Here is a 19,563-nt window from a genome sequence, read left to right on the forward strand (position 1 = left end):
CTCATGGTGCTCCCCTGATGAACAGATTTTGCCTTGCTAACACGGTGCCGACGGAGGAAAAAGCACCGTTCGTGAAGGGCCGCATGCCTGTTTGCCGATCACGGCGGCAGTCCATTAAGATGCGTTTCCTTCAGCCTGTTCAATCAACTGCGACGGATCGGCTCCACCATGCTGATGCAAATGCGCAAGGGCGCCGGAAGCTGGGTCGCCAAAATCTTCCTGGTCATTATGGCCCTGAGTTTCGTGGTCTGGGGCGTCGGCGACGTGTTTCGGGGCGACAGCGCCACCACCGCGGCCGACGCCGGCGACATCTCTATCAGCTACGAACAGCTCCAGGTGGCCTATAGCCGGGAGACCGCCACGCTCGCCCAATCCGGCGTTGCCGTCGAACCAGGCAGCGAGCTGGCCGACGTGCTCCTCGACGTCGTGCTTGAACAGTTGATCGAACGGGCGTTGTTCGACCAGGAGGCCGAAGCCCACGGCATTACCATCAGCCAGCAAACCGTCGCCGACGCGATTGCGGCAAACCCGGCGTTCCACAATCAGTCCGGCCAGTTCGATCCCGGCCTGTTCCCGATGGTGCTGTCCAACCTCGGCATGTCGGAAGGCATGTATGTGGCGAACCTCGCCAACCAACTGACGAGCGCGCAACTGACCGATAGTTTCCGCGCCGCGCCGCCGCTGCCCGACACCATGGTCCAGGCGCTTTACAAGTATCGCAACGAAGAGCGGACGGCCGAACTCCTCGTCGTGTCGAATGACGCCTTGGCCGATGACGCGATGCCGGAGCCGGGCGAACTCGAGCGTTACTTCGAAACCCATGTCGACACCTACCGGGCGCCGGAGTACCGGTCCGCCGACTATGTTCTTGTCCACGCCGAAGACCTTGCCGACGACATCCTGATCGATGAAGAGGTGCTTCGCGAGGAATACGATGCCACGCTCAATCGCTGGGTGACGCCCGAGCGCCGGACCGTGCAGCAAATCAGCTTTGATAGCGAGGAAGCCGCACAAGCGGCTCATGACCAGTTGAACACCGCATCCGATTTCGAGACCGTTGCGGCCGAGGCAGGCCAGGAAGCGGAAGCGACGGAGCTGGGCAGTTTCTCGCCCAACGATCTCTTTGCCGACATCTCCGAACCGATCTTCGCACTTGACCTCAATGGCTTCAGCGAACCCGTCGCATCGCCTTTCGGTGGCTGGCAGATCTTCCGGGTGACAGCGATCGAACCGGGCAGCACGCAGAGTTTCGAGGAGGCGCGCGAGGAGCTTGAGAGGCTTGTGGCAATCGAACGCGCGACCGACAGCTTGTTCGATCTGATCAATGACCTCGATGACCTCCTAATCGCCGGCGATACCTTGCGGGACGCCGCGGCGACCCTGGGCCTTCAGGTGAAGACGATCAATCAGATCGACCAGTCCGGCAACACGGCCGATCTGATGAGCTTCGAGGTCATACCGACCGAGCCCGAGTTCTTGGAGGAACTGTTCCTCGCCTTCCCGAACGAACCGTCGCCTGTCGTCGAAACGGACTCCGGCGCGTTGCTGTCGGTCCAGGTTTCCGAGGTTCTGGAGGCACGGATGCGCGACTTCGCCGAAGTTGAAGACCGGGTTCTCGACGATTGGCGCAGCGACCAGCTTTCGCTCAACGCGACCCTGGCGGCCGAGGAAATCGCCGGCACGCTCGACAGCGATATCCCGCTGGGCGACGTCCCCGCCTTCTCCGGTTTCCTGGCCTTGGGTGAGGAGACTTTGACACGCAGCACCTTGCCGCTGACCGAGGGCGCCGACCTGGGAATTGTCGCCGCCTTGTTCGATGCCGACCCCGGCGACATCGTCGTCAGACCGAGCGCGGACGGCAACGCCCAGGTCATCGCGCGCCTCAAGACGGTTGAGGCAGCGAACCCCGACAGCGATTCCGATCAGTTTCAAGCCATGAACGCTTCGGTAGCCGGCGGCACCCGCCAGGCGATCGCCGATCAGCACATCGCGTACCTGCGTCAAGCCTACGACGTCAACATCAACCGCGAGCTGATCTCCCAGCGATTCTAGGTCCTTGATGAACGTTTTTCCCGATATCGACCGGTTTAGCGGCCCCTACCAGGACGATAGGCCGCAGGTCGTCTGGACCAAGCTGGTCGCCGATCTGGAGACGCCCGTCTCGGCCATGCTGAAGCTGGCGGACGGCCAGCCCAACAGTTTCCTGCTTGAATCGGTCGAGGGCGGCGCGACGCGCGGCCGCTATTCAATTATCGGGTTGAAGCCCGACCTTGTCTGGCGCTGCCGGGACAATCTCGCCGAGGTCAACCGCCGGGCAAGGTTCGACCCGGAAGCGTTCGTGGCCGAAGACGATGGCGCCATTGCGTCGCTGAAGCGTCTTGTGCGCGAGTGCCATATCGATCTGCCGGAAGAACTACCGCCCATGGCAGCCGCCCTCGTCGGCTATGTGGGCTACGAAATGGTGCGGCTGATGGAACGACTGCCGAGCGATAAGGAGCGTTCGATTGACGTTCCGGACGGTTTGCTGTTGCGCCCGACCATCATGGCGATCTTTGACAACGTTGCCGACGAGGTCACCGTCGTGACGCCGGTATGGCCGGAAGCAGGCGTCAACGCGCGAGCAGCCTATGGCCGCGCATGCGAACGCCTGGCCGATATCGTCGCCGACTTCGAGCGCGCCCTGCCCCATGGCCGCGACAGCAATCTGCCCGACGACCTCGGCCAGGCCACATCGAACACCGACCACGAGCGCTTTCTGGAGATCGTCGACGCGGCCAAGGACTACATCAACGCGGGCGATGCGTTCCAGGTCGTGCTGTCGCAACGCTTTGACCTGCCGTTTACGTTACCACCGCTGTCATACTATCGCGCGTTACGCAGGGTGAACCCCTCGCCTTTCCTGTTCTATCTGGAGTTCGGCGATTTCGCGGTGGTCGGCTCCAGCCCCGAGATCCTGGTGCGCGTGCGCGACAACAAGGTGACCATTCGACCGCTTGCGGGCACGCGTAAACGCGGCGCCGACCGTGCCGAGGACGACGCCCTGGCCGCAGAGCTGCTGGACGACCCCAAGGAGTGCGCCGAACACCTGATGCTGCTCGACCTCGGCCGCAACGATGTCGGCCGCGTCGCCCAGACCGGATCGGTCCATGTCACCGAACGGTTCGAGATCGAGTACTACAGCCATGTCATGCACATCAGCTCGAACGTCGAAGGCGATCTGAACCCCGACTACGACGCCATCGACGCGCTGGTAGCCGGCTTTCCCGCCGGCACCGTGAGCGGCGCGCCCAAGGTGCGGGCGATGGAGATCATCGACGAATTGGAGACCGACCGACGCGGCGTCTATGGCGGCGCGATCGGCTACTTCGCTGCCGACGGTGCGATGGATACCTGCATCGCGCTCAGAACCGCTGTCATCAAGGACGGCGTGCTGCATGTCCAGGCCGGCGCCGGCGTGGTCGCCGACAGCGTGCCGGAATCAGAACACCAGGAGTGCCGGAACAAGGCCCGCGCCCTGCTGCGCGCCGCCGAGGAAGCCGTCACCTTTGCTGGACGCGGCGGCAACACCTAGCCCGCATTTCTCACACTCCCGACGGTCTGCGTTGCGTTATGGCGAGTTGTATGAGGGCGAAGGACGCGAAAAGCGTATGACGGCATACGGTTGAGCGGCTTTCGCCCGCACATGGCCGCCAGGACGCAACCCTGCGGGCCGGGTGAACGCGGCGCAGACCGTCGGGAGTGTGAGAAATGCGGGCTAGCGATTTGCGTCGTCGAGACCGCCGTTGCCGTGCTGCGCCAGGATAATGTCGCCGCGCATGATGATCTCGCTCGCCGGCACGATACGGAATCCTCGCGACACCGCATCCGGCAGCCACTGAGCCAAGGCAGCGACCGTTGCCTGATGCGGATGTCCAATGGCGATGGCATAGCCGCGCCGGTTCGCCACCGCCTCCAGCGCGGCGAGCTGGCGCATGATCGACGGGACATCCGGCACGTTGTCGAGAAAGACGTCGCGCTCGGCAGACGGCACGCCGAAGGTAACCGCGGTGTGGTGGGCGATTGAACGCCCGATGGTGACGGAATCCAGGAACATCAGGTCGCGGTGCTTGAGTTCGGCCATGACAATGGCCATCGCGCCGCCATCCTGGGTCAGCCGGCTGCCCATGTGGTTGTTGACGCCGACATAGCCGGTGAAGCGGTCGAGGTTGTCGACCAGGCGGGCCTGGAGCTCTGCGTCCGACAAGCTGGCCAAGAGCGCGTTCGGGCCAGGGTTCTTATTGCCGTCGATCGGCTCCATCGGCAGGTGCAGAAAGATCTCGTGGCCTGACGCGCGTGCTGCCGCCGTCTGGCCGGCCAGATCGCCGGCATACGGGATGAACGCCATGGTGAGCGGGCCCGGCAGCGCCGTGATCGCGGCTGTCTGGCGCCGGTTGAGGCCGAGATCGTCGATCACGATGGCAATGACCGGCGCCAGTCCGGAGATCGGATCGTCCGCCTCCGGCGCGACCTCGGGGATCAGATCGAGCGGTCCCAGGTTCGATGTGGCGAAGCTCTCGTCAACCAGGTCCGGACCGGTTTCCGACAGCACCACCGGCGGGTCCGGCGCGACATCAGGCAGCGGTGGCTCCGGCATGCTCAGCGCCAGGACCCATGCGGCAAAATCGGCCTGACGCCTTTCCTCCAGCGGCCAAGCGGATGGCATGGCAACGATCACGCGCCCGGTCACGGCGACAAGCGGGGCACCGTTGAGATCACCATGAATCCGCGCCCGCCCGTCCGTGGCGGTCCACGCCGCGAAAGCAATGTCGTGCGGCGCCCGCGCGACGCCTGGAACAGGTATCTGTGTGCCATACCAGTCGGTGCCGACAACGTCGTGCGAAGCATGGGCGGCGCCGGCTGCGGGGATCGCGGCACTGAACAAGGCCCGATGATCCTGATCATGCGGCCCGTGGGCCTCGCCGGCCAAGGCGACGATCGCTTCTGGCTCGCTTGTCGCCGCCGCGATGGCGGGCGACGGCGGCGCAACGGCAACGCCAAAACCTTCATCGAGATCCGGTTCAACCGCGCTGCGGCCCACATCGGCGACTTCGATGGGCTCGTGATCGACCACGTGGAGTGGCGCCAACGCGGCAACCTCAATCACGTTGGGAACGGGGGAAGTTGGCGCGACCCGCTCGGCGACCTGCCAGGTCGCCGGCGCGATATCCGGCGCCCGACCGATCATGTGGCTTGCAGCGAAAATCCCGATGTCAGCACCCAGCAGCGCTGGGGCCACGAACGCAATCGTTGCCTCAGACAGCCACAACCGGCCGCGACGCGGATCCGGTTTGACCTGACGTGGTGCGCGCTGCGTTTGCCTGATCCCCACGGAAAATCATAGTCCTGGAGTGTCGGCGTTTTTTCAACCCACTATGTAGTGGGTGCGGTTGTTCCCTGTGGACGCCTTGGTTATGTTGCGCCAGCCTGCAGCGATGCCGGATAAAAAGGGAACGCACCATGTTACTGCTGATCGATAACTACGACAGCTTTACCTACAACCTCTGGCACTATCTGGGCGAGTTGGGCGCCGATGTTGTCGTCCACCGCAACGATCAGTTGAGCGTCGATGACGTCGTCGCGATGGCACCGGAAGCGATCGTGATTTCGCCGGGGCCGTGCGATCCCGACCGCGCGGGTATCTGCCTGGAGATGATTGAACGGGTCGGCGCAGAAACGCCGATTTTTGGCGTCTGCCTGGGTCATCAGGCGATTGGCCAGGCATTTGGCGGGCGTATCGAGCGCGCGCCGGCGCCCATGCACGGCAAACTCTCGGATATCGAGCATGACGCCAGAGGCGTCTTTGCCGGCTTGCCCTCGCCGCTCCGCGCGACCCGCTATCATTCCCTCACCATCGCGCCGGCCTCGATCCCGGACTGCCTGGAAGTCACCGCCAAGACGGCGGACGGCGTCATCATGGGCATTCGCCACAAGACTCTGCCGCTGCACGGGGTCCAGTTCCATCCCGAGAGCATCGAATCCGAGCATGGGCACGCGATCCTGAAGAACTTCCTGGACATGCTGCCCAAGAAGGCCAAGGCCGCATGAGCGAAGCGTCCCAGGATCTCAAGCCGCTGATCGCCAAGGTCGCCGCGGGTCAGGCCCTGACGGCCGATGAGGCCGACCGCGCGTTTGCCATCATCATGGCTGGCGAAGCCAGCCATGCCCAAACTGGCGGGTTCTTGATGGCGCTATCGATGCGCGGCGAAACCGTCGAGGAAATCGCCGGCGGCGCCAAGGCGATGCGCGCCAACATGCGCCGTATGAAGGCGCCCCAGGGCGCCATCGACATCGTCGGCACGGGCGGCGATGCCAAGCACACGCTGAACATCTCGACCGCGACCGCCCTTGTCGTCGCGGGTTGCGGCCTGACCGTCGCCAAACATGGCAACCGGGCGGCGTCGTCGAGGTCGGGGGCCGCCGACGTGCTGTCCGTGCTGGGTGTCGACCTGGAAGCCGACTACGACATCGTGCAGCGCGCCATCGACGAGGCAGGCATCGGCTTCATGATCGCCCCGCGTTACCATAGCGCCATGCGTCACGTCATGCCCGCGCGTGTAGAAATGGGTGTAAGAACCGTCTTTAACTTACTGGGACCACTGTCAAATCCAGCCGAAGTTAAACTCTTCTTTGTGGGCGTTTTCGATCGCCGCTGGGTCGAACCTGTCGCGCGCGTTCTGGGCAATCTGGGTGCCGAGCGGGCCTGGGTCGTCCATAGCGCCGACGGCTGCGACGAGATGACACTTGGCGGTGCCAACACGGTCGCCGCGATGGAGAATGGCGCTGTCACGATGATGGAGGTCTCGCCGGCCGACGCCGGTCTTGGCAAGGCATCGCTCGATGCCATCAAGGGCGGCACGCCTGAGGAGAATGCCATGGCTATGCGCGATCTCCTGGAAGGCAAAGCGGGCGTCTATCGCGACACCGTGCTGTTGAACGCCGCCGGCGCGCTGATTGTGGCTGGCAAGGCGAACGATCTGCGCGACGGTGTCGCAATCGCCGCCAATGCGATCGACAGCGGCGCGGCGCGCGCCAGCCTCGATCGCCTCGTCACTGTTACATCCGGCGGCTGAGACACGGCGATGTCGGACGTCCTTCAAAAAATCTGCGAGGAAAAGGTCGAGCACATCGCCCGCTGCAAGGCGCTCAAGTCGCTGGACGACATTGAGGCCGCGGCCCGCGAGGTCGCGCCTGCGATCGGCTTCGCCGCGGCTCTCGTCGACAAGGCCGATAGTGGTCTGGCGCTGATCGCTGAAATCAAGCGCGCCTCGCCGAGCGCCGGCGAGATCCGCCCCAATTTCGATCCCGCCGCGCTCGCCATGGCCTATCGCGACGGCGGCGCGGCCTGCCTCTCGGTCCTGACCGACCAGCCTTTCTTCAAAGGTGACGACAGCTATGTCCGCATGGCGAAGTCGGCGAGCGGTTTACCGTGTCTTCGCAAAGACTTCATGCTGGATCCTTACCAAGTCGTTGAGGCCCGCGCGATCCATGCCGACTGCATTCTGCTGATCATGGCTGCCCTCGACGACGGCCAGGCGCGCGAACTCTATTCGACCGCCCGCGAATGGGATCTCGATGTCTTGATCGAGGTGCATGACGGCGACGAACTGGACCGCGCACTTGACCTGGGACCAGGCCTCTTGGGTATCAACAATCGCAACCTGAAGACGCTCAACGTTGATCTCGCCACAACTGAAGACCTTGCGCCCCGCGTCCCCGCTGAATGGGACATCGTGTGCGAGAGCGGGCTGAAGCAGCACGAGGACCTCGTGCGCATGACGCATTGCGGTGCGCGCCGTTTCCTGGTCGGCGAACATCTGATGCGCCAGGACGACGTTGCCGCAGCAACGTCCAAGCTGCTGGGCACGTCCGTCGCAAACCGTGAGTCCGCATGACATGACCGACAAGCTCACCCATTTCGATGATGAAGGCCGCGCCCAGATGGTCGACGTCTCCGGCAAGGCGGAGACCGAACGCATCGCCGTTGCCGAAGGCCGCGTCCACATGCTGCCATCCACGTTGGAGTTGATTGTCTCCGGCAACGTCAAGAAAGGCGACGTGCTTGCGGTCGCGCGTTTGGCTGGGATCATGGCGGCAAAGAAGACAGCCGATCTCGTTCCGCTGTGTCATCCGTTGTCGTTGAGTTCGGTGACGGTCGACCTGACACCCAACCGCGACGACAACACCGTCGACATCCAAGCGACGTGCAAACTGGCCGGGCGCACCGGCGTCGAGATGGAGGCACTGACCGCCGTGTCGGTTGCCGCGTTGACGGTCTACGACATGGTGAAGGCCGTCGACCGCGCGATGACCATCGGCGACATCAGGCTATCCCACAAGTCGGGCGGAAAGTCCGGCACGTTCACGCGCCCCGCATGATACCGGTCGACGAGGCGTTGGCGCGGATCCTATCCGCGTTTCACGTGTTGCCCGGTGAACAGGTCGCGATCAGCGACGCGCATGGCCGCGTGTTGGCCGAAGACACCGTCGCACGGTTGACCAAACCGCCGACGGACGTCTCCGCCATGGATGGTTACGCCGTCATCGGTAGTGATGTCGAACAGGCGCCAGCCAAACTCAAGGTCGTCGGCATGGCGCCGGCGGGCGACGCCTATGGCGCGGAAATCAAGGCCGGCGAGGCCGTGCGCATCTTCACCGGTGGCCCCCTGCCCAAGGGTGCCGACACCATCGTCATCCAGGAACTAACCGACGCGAGCGGCGATGCGGTCACGATCAACGAGCCGATTCAGCGTGGCCGTTACGTGCGCCGGCGCGGTCTCGACTTCAGCGAAGGCGACAAAGGTCCGGCGGCGGGCACTCGCCTTGAGCCACGTCACATTGCCTTGATCGCATCGATGAACATTCCGTGGTTGACGGTGACGCGGCGGCCGCGTGTCGCAATCCTGGGTACCGGCGACGAACTTGTCATGCCGGGCGAACCGGCGGGCGATCATCAGATCGTCAGTTCGAACACCATCGCGCTTGCCGCCATGATCGAACAAGCCGGCGGCGAAGCCATCAACCTTGGCATCGCGCGCGACAACGAAACGTCGCTAAAACGCATGGCGGCAGGCGCGGCTAACGCCGATCTGCTTGTCGTCACAGGCGGCATGTCGGTCGGCGAGCGCGATTTGGTGCGCCAGGTCTTGGGCGACGAAGGTCTTGACGTGGACTTCTGGAAGATCGCCATGCGTCCGGGCAAGCCGCTTACCTTCGGGCGCCTTAACGGCACGCCGATGTTAGGTTTCCCAGGTAATCCCGTATCGTCCATCGTCTGCGGCATGCTCTTCATGCGCCCGGCGATTGACGCCATGTTGGGTGTTTCCGAACCGTCTGTGACATACGAAACAGCGCGTCTTGGCGCGCCGCTTGCCGCCAACGATGAACGCCAGGACTACCTGCGCGGGCGCCTGTCGCGCGATGAAAACGGGGAGCGACTCGTCACGTCCTACGATATCCAGGACAGCTCCATGCTGGCGACGATCGCAGACTCCGATTGCCTGATCATGCGCCCGCCACACGCCCCGGCCGCGGCGGCGGGCGAGACCGTCCGCTACGTCCTGCTTTAGGAACAAACCGACAATCAGTGCACATTCTTGGTGGGAAACGCATGTTTGCGCCTTGACACAAAACGCGAACCAAACTAGAACCTGTGTGTTTGTTAGGCATTTGTTCTAGATATTGTGGGGCGCAGGCACAATGTTGACACGCAAGCAGCAAGAACTCCTTTTGTACATCAACCGCCGTCTGGGCGAGGACGGCGTTTCGCCGTCATTCGACGAGATGAAGGACGCGGTCGGCTTGAAATCCAAGTCGGGTATTCACCGCTTGATCACAGCCTTGGAGGAACGCGGCTTCATCCGCCGGCTGCCCCATCGCGCCCGGGCGCTTGAGGTCCTGAAGCTGCCGCCGGGCAACGAGGAGACGGTCGCCTCGCTGAGCGTGATCGAGGGCTCGGCCAAACCGAAAGCACCGGAGTTCCCGGTGCCGCATGCCTTGGAAGGCGCCGTCAATCTGCCGCTGCATGGCAAGATCGCGGCCGGCACGCCGATCGAGGCTCTGTCGGATCCCACGCGCAGCGTCGATGTACCGGGGTCGCTGGTCGGCAACCGGGACTGCTATGCCCTGGAGATCGAGGGCGATTCGATGGTCGAGGCGGGTATCCTTGACGGTGACATCGCGGTCATCGAACGGTGCGAGACCGCCGATAACGGCACGGTCGTCGTGGCCTTGGTCGACGACGCCGAAGCAACGCTCAAGCGGCTGCGCCGCAAGGGCGATTCGATCGCGCTGGAACCCGCCAACCACGCTTATGAAACCCGCATCTTCGGCCCCGACCGGGTCAAGGTTCAGGGCCGTTTGGTCGGACTCGTCCGCACCTACTGACTTTCGTCGCGCGGCTCCGGCCACGGGGCCCACGGTCGCCTGCCTTGGGCCCCGGCCACGGTTTCAACGATCACACCGCCTTCGTCGAACCACAGCGCGTGCGTGCCCTCGCGCCACAGGTCGAAGCGGTCGATCGCGCCCCAGGGCGCCGCGCAGCCGTCACCAATCGGCACCAGGCTAACGACGAATACAGTGCGCGCGCAGTCTTCGGCCAGGATGGCGCCGTCCTCGACAATCCCGACACCCGGGCCTCCCTGACCCAAAGGATAGTAGACGCAGCCTTGCTCATCGCATCGCAAGCTCTCATCCAGCAAGGCCTCGCCCGGGGCGGGCCAGGGTGGCCCCCTTTTCTGCCCCGCCATGGCGAGCCACTGGTCGCCGACAAAGGTCTCGCGGCGATAGGATGACAGGAGGAGCGTGCCGGCGTCGTCCCGCACGGCCATCAGTCTCGCATTGCCGCTGACCAGGAGATCGGGGCCGCGCGCGAGCGACCAAACCACGATCGCGACGAGGACCGGCAGGACGCCCCAAACACGCCAACGGCCGCGCCAGAGGCAAAGCCATAGGAGACCGAAGCCGACCAGGACCGGCAACCAGGATGGCGGCGACGGCAGGCGCAACACGGCACCCGGCGTCTCGGACGTCCATTCCGCGACAAGCAGCACCGCATCAATGCCCCAGCCCATCGGGACCAGGGCGAGTTGTTCGAGGCCGAACGGCATCAGGGCAAGCGCCAGGAGCCCCCACGGCATGACCCAGAACGCCGTGATCGGTACGGCGACCAGATTGGCGGCCAGGCCATAAACCGCCCATCTGTTGAAGTGCGCGAGCACGAAGCCCGCGGTCGCCAGGTTGGCGATCACCGTGGTGATGGAAAGGCCGGCGACGTAAAGCGCCAGGCGGCCGACGAATGATCGGCGCGCGCGCCATGCCGGCCACCGCATGCGGATGGCCTCATAGACCGCGATCAGGGCGATCACGGCGGCGAACGAGAGCTGGAAGCTAGGGCCCAGCACGCTGACCGGCGCGATCACCATGACGACCAATGCCGCGACGGCCACCAGCCGCATCGAGAATGGGTCGCGCTCGATCATGATCGCGCCGAGTACAATGGCGGTCATGATGAAGGCGCGCTGGGTCGGCACCGTCGCCCCGGACAACAGCAGATAGCAAAACGTTCCGACCAGCGCGAAGACGGCCGCCCACTTCTTGATCGGATACTTGAGCGCGACCGGCTCGATCAAGGCGGCAACCGCGCGAAAGCTGACGAAGAGCGCAGCGGCCACCAGTCCCAGATGCAGACCCGATATGGCGAGCAGGTGCGCCAGACCGGCGCGCCGGATGGTATCGTACGTCGCCTCGGGCACCGCGTAACGCTGACCGGTCAACAAGGCCGCAGCGACCGCGCCGGTCGGCGGGTCGAGCGCCCCCAGAATGCGGTCGGTCACATCCTGGCGCACGCCTTCAACCCAATTGCGCCAGCCGCCGGCATTGCTGTCGGAATGTTCCAGGTGCAGCGGTCCGACCGCGTAACCGATGCCGCCGATGCCCTGAAAGAAGGACCGGCGCGCAAAGTCGAATCCGCCGGGCCAGGTCGGCGGCGACGGCGGCTTCAGAACCGCCAGAATGCTGGCGTACGAGCCCGGCACCGGCTGATCGCCGTGGGTACGTACGACGATGCGGACGCGACCGGGCGTCTCCGCCGGGTCCAGGCCGGCAATGGCGATCGACGACAGAACGATACGGGTCCCCGACTTGCCGGTTTCGACGGCCTCGATAACGCCAGAGATCAGCCGGGGCCCAATCTCATCGGACAGAACCGGTGCAGCGGCAAGGTGCGTCGAAAGCTGGGAGACGGCAAAACCGCCTGCCGCGAGACCAATCCCCAGGGCGAGAACCCGAAGAACCGCGACCTTGATCGCGAGACAGACAATGGTCGCCACAACGAGGACGCTGAGCCCAAGCCACGGCCAAGGCTCAATGGAGAGCCAAAAGTAGACGAGAATCCCCGACAGCACGGCGACCGGTGTCCAGAGGATCCAGCGGTCCCGTTCACCGGCCAGCGATCGGCCAAGACGGGATCCGAGAGCAGATCCTGTTTTGATGGCATGGCTGTGCGATGCCGTCAAAACGTGTGAATCTGCTCTACTCATAGAAGAAGCGCGGATTCACGTTGTTTGGTGGAACCGCGCGACGGTCCCACCTCACCACGACCCGCTCTTGGACCCCGATCGCGTGCATGACATCATCTTAGCGCACGGCGAGGCTGCAGGAAGGGCTCATCGCGGCTTTGCAAACCTTGGGTTCTCGCCACGGGATTGCTACACAGGCGCCTCGACGCCCGCAGCAGGTTCCTTGTCATGTCCGTGGTCACCCGTTTCGCCCCCTCGCCGACCGGTTTTCTGCACATCGGCGGCGCCCGAACCGCCCTCTTCAACTGGCTCTACGCACGCCATAACCAGGGCCGCTTCTTGCTGCGCATCGAGGACACCGACCGGGAGCGCTCGACCGAGGCCGCCATCGCAGCGATTTTCGACAGTCTGACCTGGCTCGGCATCGATTGGGACGACGAGCCGATCTTCCAGTCACAGCGCCAGGACCGCCATGCCGAGATCGCGCGCGCCATGCTCGACGCCGGTCATGCCTATTTGTGCTACGCCAGCCCCGAAGAGCTGACCGAGATGCGGGAAAAGGCGCGCGCCGAGGGTCGGCCGCCGATCTATGACGGGCGCTGGCGCGACCGCGACCCCGCCGAGGCGCCAGCCGGCGTCGACCCGGTTGTCCGCCTGAAGGCGCCGCGCGAGGGCGAAACCGTCATTCGCGACCACGTGCAGGGCGACGTTCGGATTGCCAATCAGCAGCTCGACGACATGGTCCTGCTGCGTGCTAACGGGACGCCTACCTACATGCTTGCCGTCGTGGTCGATGATCATGACAGCGGCATCACCCACATCGTGCGCGGCGACGACCACCTGACCAACGCCGCGCGCCAGACGCAGATCTATCACGCCATGGACTGGCCGGTGCCGGACTTCGCCCATGTGCCGCTGATCCACGGCCCCGATGGCGCCAAACTCTCCAAGCGTCACGGCGCGCTGGGCGCCGAAAGCTATCGCGACGAGGGCTTCCTGCCGGACGCGCTTTGCAACTATTTGTTGCGGCTCGGCTGGTCCCATGGCGATGACGAGATCATTTCGCGCGATCAGGCGATCGCCTGGTTCGGCCTCGACGGTATCGGCCGTTCGCCGGCCCGTTTCGACATCGCCAAGCTGACATCGCTCAATCTTCACTACATCAAGGCGTCGACGCCTGAGCATCTGGCCGGCCTGGTCCAGCCGATGATCGAGCAGCGCCTGGGCCACGCCTTGGACGCAGCGGGAGAAGAGCGGCTTCTCGTCGCTGTCCCGACCCTACAGGAACGCGTGAAAACACTGGTGGAACTTGCTGATAACGCGCTCTTTTTCTTCCAATCTCGACCCATCGAGATTGAACCAAAGGCGGCCAAGGCCCTGGCCGGCGCCGACCCGGACTTGATGGACCGCCTCATCATTGGGTTGGCCGATGCGGCAGCGTGGCAGGCAGCGGACCTGGAGGCGCTTGTGCGGCGGTTTGCCGAGGTAAACCAGCTTGGCCTGGGCAAAGTGGCGCAGCCTCTGCGTGCTGCGCTGACCGGGCGGTCTGTGTCGCCGCCGGTTTTTGACGTCCTGGCGATTTTTGGCCGAGACGAGTGCCTGGCGCGCCTGCGTGACGCGTGGCCGTGACGTCATTTCCGTGACGGCAAATTCATCGCCTGAGATTTGCTCCTTCGGGCTATAACGACTAGATTGGTAACAGAACGGTTGGCCGCACCATGGTGGCCTTCCGGCTTTCCTCATCCTGCCGCGACAAAGGAGCGTTACATGACGCAGACCGATGCTGCCGCGACCGCAAATGGTCCTCAGCAGAAAGATTCCGTGACGCTGGCCGAGGCGGGATCCAACGCTGAACCCATCGAATTGCCGGTGCTTTCGGGGACCATTGGTCCCGACGTCATCGACATCCGGACGCTTTATGGCGGCACTGGCATGTTCACTTATGACCCCGGCTACACGTCAACCGCCAGTTGCGAGTCACGCATTACCTTTATCGACGGCGACAAGGGCGAGTTGCTGTACCGCGGCTATCCGATTGAACAGCTCGCCGAGGGTTCTGACTTTATGGAGGTCTGCTACCTCCTGCTCTATGGCGACCTGCCGAATGCTGAACAGAGCGCCAAGTTCAGCAATGACGTCACCTACCACACGATGGTGCATGAGCAGGTCAATCTGTTCTTCCGGGGCTTCCGACGCGACGCCCACCCCATGGCCGTTATGGTTGGTGTGGTCGGCGCGCTGTCGGCCTTCTATCACGACAGCAGCGACATCGAGGACCCCTACCAGCGCATGGTCGCGTCCTATCGCCTGATCGCAAAGATGCCAACGATCGCCGCCATGGCCTTCAAGTTCTCGATCGGCCAGCCATTCATTTATCCGCGCAACGATCTGAACTACGCCGAGAACTTCCTGCACATGATGTTCGCGGTGCCGTGCGAGCCCTACCGGGTCAATCCGATCCTGGCCAAGGCCATGGACCTGATCTTGATCCTGCACGCCGACCATGAGCAGAACGCCTCGACCTCGACCGTGCGCCTGGCCGGTTCATCGGGCGCCAACCCCTTCGCATGCACCGCCGCGGGTATCGCCAGCCTTTGGGGCCCAGCCCACGGCGGCGCCAACGAGGCGGTGCTCAAGATGCTGGAAGAGATCGACAGTCACGACCGCATTCCTGAGTTCATCGACCGCGCCAAGGACAAGGACGATCCGTTCCGGCTGATGGGTTTCGGCCACCGTGTCTACAAGAACTACGACCCGCGAGCCAAGATCATGCGCGAGACCTGCCATGAGGTGCTCGATGAACTGGGTGTCCACGACGAGCCGCTGCTGAAGATCGCGTTGGAGCTGGAAAAGATCGCACTGCAGGACGAGTACTTCGTCGAGCGCAATCTCTATCCCAATGTCGACTTCTATTCCGGCATCATCCTGCGCGCCATGGGCATTCCGCGACGCCTGTTCACCGCCGTTTTCGCGGTCGCGCGAACCGTCGGCTGGATTGCCCAGTGGAGCGAGATGATCGAGGATCCGTCGCAGAAGATCGGACGTCCTCGCCAGATCTACACAGGTCCCGCGCGTCGCGAATTCGTTTCGATTGATCAACGGAGCTGACCGACGACCATGTCGCCCAAGCCGATACAACGGCACAACGAAGCCTACCGCACACCGGACCGCACGACCCGCCGGTTGATGCGCGTGGCACCGGCGGCCAATGACAACCGCCGGCCCAACACCGCGCACAGCGGTCGCTTGGCGGGCACGGTCATCCTTCTGCTTCTGGCGGCGGCAGCCCTGGCTGCTCTTCTTATCTGACGGAAAGGACTCTCATGCGTTACCTCCACACCATGGTTCGCGTCACCGACCTCGACCAATCTCTCGACTTCTATCGCGACAAGCTGGGGCTGCGCGAGATCGACCGCTACGAGAACGAAAAGGGTCGCTTCACCCTGGTTTTTCTGGGTCCTGACGAGAACGAAGATGCCCAGGTGGAGTTGACCTATAACTGGGATCCCGAGCCCTATGACGGCGGCCGGAACTTCGGCCATCTGGCCTTCGAGGTCGATGACATCTACGACATGTGCCAGAAGCTGATGGATGCTGGCGTCACCATCAACCGCCCGCCCCGAGACGGCCATATGGCCTTCGTCCGCTCGCCTGACAACATCTCGATTGAGCTCCTGCAAAAGGGCGACTCCCTGGCACCGCAGGAACCATGGGCGTCCATGGAGAACATCGGCGAGTGGTAACCTAGCTGGTCTTCGCCGGGATCAGATCTAGAACTGCCCGGGCAGCGCGCAGGTTGGGCGCTTCGCCGCCCCTGCCAAGTTTTTTCATGACTTCGGCCATGGCCGCCTGCTGATCGGCTCGGCGCGTGGCATCGTCGAGCAGTGTCCCGACGGCGGCCGACAGCTTCGCGGGATCGCAGTTTTCTTGCAGGTACTCGGGCATAACGTCGCGCCCCTCGATGATGTTGACCATGGCCGCATAGGGGATGCGGATCATCCGCCTGACGATCAGCGCGGTCAGCGGATGGACGCAGTAGGTGATGACGCCCGGTAGACCGGCGGCGGCAAGCTCCAATGTCACTGTGCCAGAGGCCGCCAGGGCGACATCGCTGGCGGCAAAGGCGGCACGTTTCTCCTCATCATCCCCGGTCAGAACCGTGACGGGCTGGGACCATGTATCGACGGCCTGACGGACGGTCTGCGCAAGCCGTGGTACCGTCGGCAAGAGGAAGCGCAGTCCAGGGTGGCTCTTTTCCAGAAGCCCGACGGCTTCCTGAAAGACGGGGAGCAACTGTGTGACTTCGCCGCCTCGGCTGCCCGGTAACAGACACACGACCTGTGCCTCGGCGCTGATATCGTGCTGGCGGCGAAACAACGCACCGGCATCTGGCGGACTGGTCAGTGTCGAAGCCGGGTGGCCGACAAAGACCGCGTCGAGCCCGACGTCGTTGAAGTACGGCTTTTCGAATGGGAACAACAGCAGGACCCGGTCGACGACGTCCGCCAGGTGTTTTGCGCGCCAGGGTTTCCACGCCCAGACGGTTGGCGCGACATATTGAATGACGGGGCACGGCGCCGGCTTCAGCTTCCGCGCGACACGGTAGCTGAACGCCTTAGAGTCGATCGCGACGACCACATCTGGCTGGCGCTCGCGGATATCGGCGACGGTCCGGCGGATCAGGCCAAGGACCTTCGGGATGCGCGGCACGACCTCGACAATGCCCATGATGCTAAGCGCGTCGATCGGGAACAGGCTGTCGAGTCCCTCGGCCTCCATCAAAGGCCCGCCGATGCCGGTAATGCGGACCTTGCCGCCAGTAAGCTCCCGCAGCCCCTCGATCAAGCGGGCACCGAGCACGTCGCCGGATGGTTCGCCGGCGATCAGGTAGACAAGCGGTTCCATAACGCGGGATCAGGCCGTGTCGCGCGACAGGCCGTGCAGGAACAACCCGCCTTCGTCCGCCTTGGTCATCGTCACGTCGGCGTCGACAATGAGAGTCTCGCCGGCCGCGACGGCAACGCCGACGAAACCGGCCTTGGAGGCCGCATCGATAGTGGCCGGTCCGATCGTCGGCAGATCGATGCGTTTCTCCTGACCGCGTTTCGGCAGCTTGACAAGAACCGGACCGCGACCATCGCGACGCAAGGTGGCGCAGCGTTGGATCAGAGCATCCGTACCCTCGACCGCCTCGATACCGAGGACGACACCGTCTTGAACGGCGATCGCCTGCCCGACGTCACTGGCAGCCAGACTGTCGAGAATGGCAACGCCACGGCCGATATCAGCGAGGTCGCGTTCGTTCGGTGAAGACTGGGCAAGGTCGCCTTCGCGCACCAGCAGACCGCCCATCAGCTCCTGGATACCGAGCACGCGAAACCCCTCTTCCTCCTCTAGCGCCTTCACGACCGCGCCGAGCAGGCCGTCATCACCGCGCTTCAGAAACCCCTTGGCGGCGAATCGCGCAGCCCTGAGATCGGGTTTGAGCTCACGCAACGAGGGACGCCGGACGTCGCCGGCCAAGACGATCTCTTCGACCTCGCGCTCGCGCAGCAACTCGATGGCTTTGCCGGCCGCGCCCAACCGGACCCAGGCATGTGGCAAATCGCCGATGGCTTCCGGGTCGGCATGTCCCTTGAGCGCGACGATGAAGACGTCGCGCCCGGCATTCAGACAGGCGCGTGCTAGATGCGCCGGCAGCGTCCCGCCGCCGGCCACGATGCCGAGTTTAGGCGGCATGCCCGTCTCGCGGCTGACATACGCCGCGCTGGCTCTGCAGCTTCATGAAGTCAATGATCTGACGCACCGGCGAGGACTCGCCCAACACGTCCTCGACATCGTCCAGACGCTCGGAAAGCGTGCCTTCGTCGGCGAACAGCAGCCTGTAGGCCGTACGCAAGGCGTGGATGTCGTCGCGGGTGAAGTCGTGGCGCTTCAGACCGACCAGGTTGAGGCCGCTCAGATGGGCGCGCTCGCCCATCACGGAGCCGAAGGGTATGACATCCTGTTCGACGCCCGACATGCCGCCGACCATGGCATGACGTCCGATGCGGACGAACTGGTGGATCGCCGCCAGGCCGCCGATGATGGCGAAATCCTCGATCACCACGTGACCGCCCAGGGTTGCGTTGTTGGCCATGATGACGCTGTCGCCAATCTGACAGTCATGGGCGACATGGGCGCCGACCATGAACAGGCAACCGTTGCCCACCTGTGTCAGGCCGCCGCCGCCGGCGGTGCCCGGATTCATCGTCACGTGCTCGCGGATCTGATTGTCCGCGCCGATGACCAACTTGGTCGCTTCGCCACGGTACTTGAGGTCCTGGGGTTTCAGGCCGATGGAGGCAAACGGGAAGATGTGGGAGCGCGGGCCAACGGCGGTTTCGCCGCCCATCACCACATGAGCCTCGAGCACCACGCCTTCGTCGAGCGAGACACCGGGGCCGACGACACAATACGGTCCAACGGCGACATCAGCGCCCAGTTGCGCCTTCGCATCGACCTCCGCGGTCGGATGAATGGACGTCATGATCGTCAGCTATCCAGAATCATCGCTGAATAGGTCGCATCCGCCACGACGACGCCGTCAACCTTTGCCTCGGCCTCGAACTTCCAGACCGGTCCCCGATTGCGTTTCTTCGAGACGTGAACGTACATGACATTGCCGGGCAGAACCGGTTTGCGGAACCGCGCCGCGTCGACGGACATGAAGTAGACGAGCTTGCCTTCAAACTCCTTGCCCAGCGTCTGGACAACCAGCACCGCGGCGGACTGTGCCATCGCCTCGATGATCAGCACGCCAGGCATGACCGGGTGGCTGGGAAAGTGCCCAGCGAACTGCGGTTCGTTGATCGAGACGTTCTTGACGCCGATCGCGCTTACGTTGGGAACCAGGTCGACGACCTTGTCGATCATCAGGAACGGATAGCGGTGCGGGATCATCTGCATGATCCGCTCGACATCGATGGTCTCGATCGTGTCGCCTGTCTGTGGATTGATGTCCTTGGCC

18 protein-coding genes are annotated in these 19,563 nt (G+C 63.8%); 12 read left to right on the plus strand and 6 right to left on the minus strand.

The window, feature by feature from the left end:
- The first annotated feature begins 168 nt into the window (after positions 1–168).
- A complete protein-coding gene (locus tag AAF563_23135; protein MEM7124192.1) occupies positions 169–2,052 on the plus strand; it encodes a peptidylprolyl isomerase in 1,884 nt (627 codons plus the stop codon).
- Positions 2,053–2,059: 7 nt separating this feature from the next.
- Positions 2,060–3,571, plus strand: a complete 1,512-nt coding sequence (gene trpE / locus AAF563_23140; GenBank protein MEM7124193.1) for an anthranilate synthase component I — start codon at positions 2,060–2,062, stop codon at positions 3,569–3,571.
- A gap of 183 nt (positions 3,572–3,754) precedes the next feature.
- Here trpE and AAF563_23145 read toward each other — a convergent pair whose 3' ends face one another.
- The gene (locus AAF563_23145; protein MEM7124194.1) at positions 3,755–5,275 is read right to left on the minus strand and encodes a divergent polysaccharide deacetylase family protein; all 1,521 of its coding nucleotides are present in this window, start codon (positions 5,273–5,275) and stop codon (positions 3,755–3,757) included.
- A 221-nt stretch (positions 5,276–5,496) separates the two neighbouring features.
- On the opposite strand from AAF563_23145, the gene AAF563_23150 reads away from it, so the two are divergent.
- The 6 genes from AAF563_23150 (at position 5,497) to lexA (ending at position 10,422) form a co-directional block, all read left to right on the plus strand.
- Positions 5,497–6,084: an aminodeoxychorismate/anthranilate synthase component II gene (locus AAF563_23150; GenBank protein ID MEM7124195.1), complete on the plus strand. Its 588-nt coding sequence runs from the start codon at positions 5,497–5,499 to the stop codon at positions 6,082–6,084.
- Positions 6,081–7,109 carry an anthranilate phosphoribosyltransferase gene (trpD, locus tag AAF563_23155; GenBank protein MEM7124196.1) on the plus strand — a complete coding sequence of 343 codons (1,029 nt, stop codon included), beginning with the start codon at positions 6,081–6,083 and terminating at the stop codon, positions 7,107–7,109. Before AAF563_23150 ends, trpD begins: the two co-directional genes overlap by 4 nt.
- 9 nt (positions 7,110–7,118) lie before the next feature.
- Positions 7,119–7,931, plus strand: a complete 813-nt coding sequence (gene trpC / locus AAF563_23160; protein ID MEM7124197.1) for an indole-3-glycerol phosphate synthase TrpC — start codon at positions 7,119–7,121, stop codon at positions 7,929–7,931.
- Between the two features lies 1 nt (position 7,932).
- Positions 7,933–8,415: a cyclic pyranopterin monophosphate synthase MoaC gene (gene moaC / locus AAF563_23165; GenBank protein ID MEM7124198.1), complete on the plus strand. Its 483-nt coding sequence runs from the start codon at positions 7,933–7,935 to the stop codon at positions 8,413–8,415.
- Positions 8,412–9,605 carry a gephyrin-like molybdotransferase Glp gene (glp, locus tag AAF563_23170; GenBank protein ID MEM7124199.1) on the plus strand — a complete coding sequence of 398 codons (1,194 nt, stop codon included), beginning with the start codon at positions 8,412–8,414 and terminating at the stop codon, positions 9,603–9,605. The genes moaC and glp overlap by 4 nt, the downstream gene beginning before the upstream one ends.
- A 130-nt stretch (positions 9,606–9,735) precedes the next feature.
- Complete coding sequence (gene lexA / locus AAF563_23175) at positions 9,736–10,422, plus strand: transcriptional repressor LexA (protein ID MEM7124200.1); 687 nt, start codon at positions 9,736–9,738, stop codon at positions 10,420–10,422.
- On the opposite strand, the gene AAF563_23180 is transcribed toward lexA, so the two are convergent.
- Positions 10,416–12,440 (minus strand): ComEC/Rec2 family competence protein, encoded by a 2,025-nt coding sequence (locus tag AAF563_23180; protein MEM7124201.1) that lies wholly within the window; start codon positions 12,438–12,440, stop codon positions 10,416–10,418. The genes lexA and AAF563_23180 overlap by 7 nt on opposite strands.
- Positions 12,441–12,782: 342 nt before the next feature.
- Here AAF563_23180 and gltX point away from each other — a divergent pair, with 342 nt between their 5' ends.
- From gltX to AAF563_23200, 4 genes are all read left to right on the plus strand, one after another.
- The gene (gene gltX / locus AAF563_23185) at positions 12,783–14,183 is read left to right on the plus strand and encodes a glutamate--tRNA ligase (GenBank protein ID MEM7124202.1); all 1,401 of its coding nucleotides are present in this window, start codon (positions 12,783–12,785) and stop codon (positions 14,181–14,183) included.
- Positions 14,184–14,321: 138 nt separating this feature from the next.
- Positions 14,322–15,662 carry a citrate synthase gene (gene gltA / locus AAF563_23190; GenBank protein ID MEM7124203.1) on the plus strand — a complete coding sequence of 447 codons (1,341 nt, stop codon included), beginning with the start codon at positions 14,322–14,324 and terminating at the stop codon, positions 15,660–15,662.
- 9 nt (positions 15,663–15,671) lie between these two features.
- A complete protein-coding gene (locus AAF563_23195; GenBank protein MEM7124204.1) occupies positions 15,672–15,863 on the plus strand; it encodes a hypothetical protein in 192 nt (63 codons plus the stop codon).
- 14 nt (positions 15,864–15,877) lie between these two features.
- On the plus strand, positions 15,878–16,297 hold the full coding sequence (locus AAF563_23200; protein ID MEM7124205.1) for a VOC family protein: 420 nt from the start codon (positions 15,878–15,880) through the stop codon (positions 16,295–16,297).
- A 1-nt stretch (position 16,298) separates the two neighbouring features.
- Here AAF563_23200 and lpxB read toward each other — a convergent pair whose 3' ends face one another.
- Genes lpxB through fabZ form a run of 4 tightly spaced genes read right to left on the minus strand, consistent with a single transcriptional unit; the run spans position 16,299 to position 19,502 of the window.
- Entirely contained in the window at positions 16,299–17,459 is a 1,161-nt protein-coding gene (lpxB, locus tag AAF563_23205; protein ID MEM7124206.1) for a lipid-A-disaccharide synthase, read from the minus strand.
- Between the two features lie 9 nt (positions 17,460–17,468).
- A complete protein-coding gene (lpxI, locus tag AAF563_23210) occupies positions 17,469–18,293 on the minus strand; it encodes a UDP-2,3-diacylglucosamine diphosphatase LpxI (GenBank protein MEM7124207.1) in 825 nt (274 codons plus the stop codon).
- Entirely contained in the window at positions 18,283–19,083 is an 801-nt protein-coding gene (gene lpxA, locus AAF563_23215; GenBank protein MEM7124208.1) for an acyl-ACP--UDP-N-acetylglucosamine O-acyltransferase, read from the minus strand. The genes lpxI and lpxA overlap by 11 nt, the downstream gene beginning before the upstream one ends.
- A 5-nt stretch (positions 19,084–19,088) precedes the next feature.
- Entirely contained in the window at positions 19,089–19,502 is a 414-nt protein-coding gene (gene fabZ / locus AAF563_23220; protein MEM7124209.1) for a 3-hydroxyacyl-ACP dehydratase FabZ, read from the minus strand.
- Positions 19,503–19,563 lie beyond the last annotated feature (61 nt).

Source organism: Pseudomonadota bacterium (assembly GCA_039028155.1).
Classification (GTDB): domain Bacteria; phylum Pseudomonadota; class Alphaproteobacteria; order SP197; family SP197; genus JANQGO01.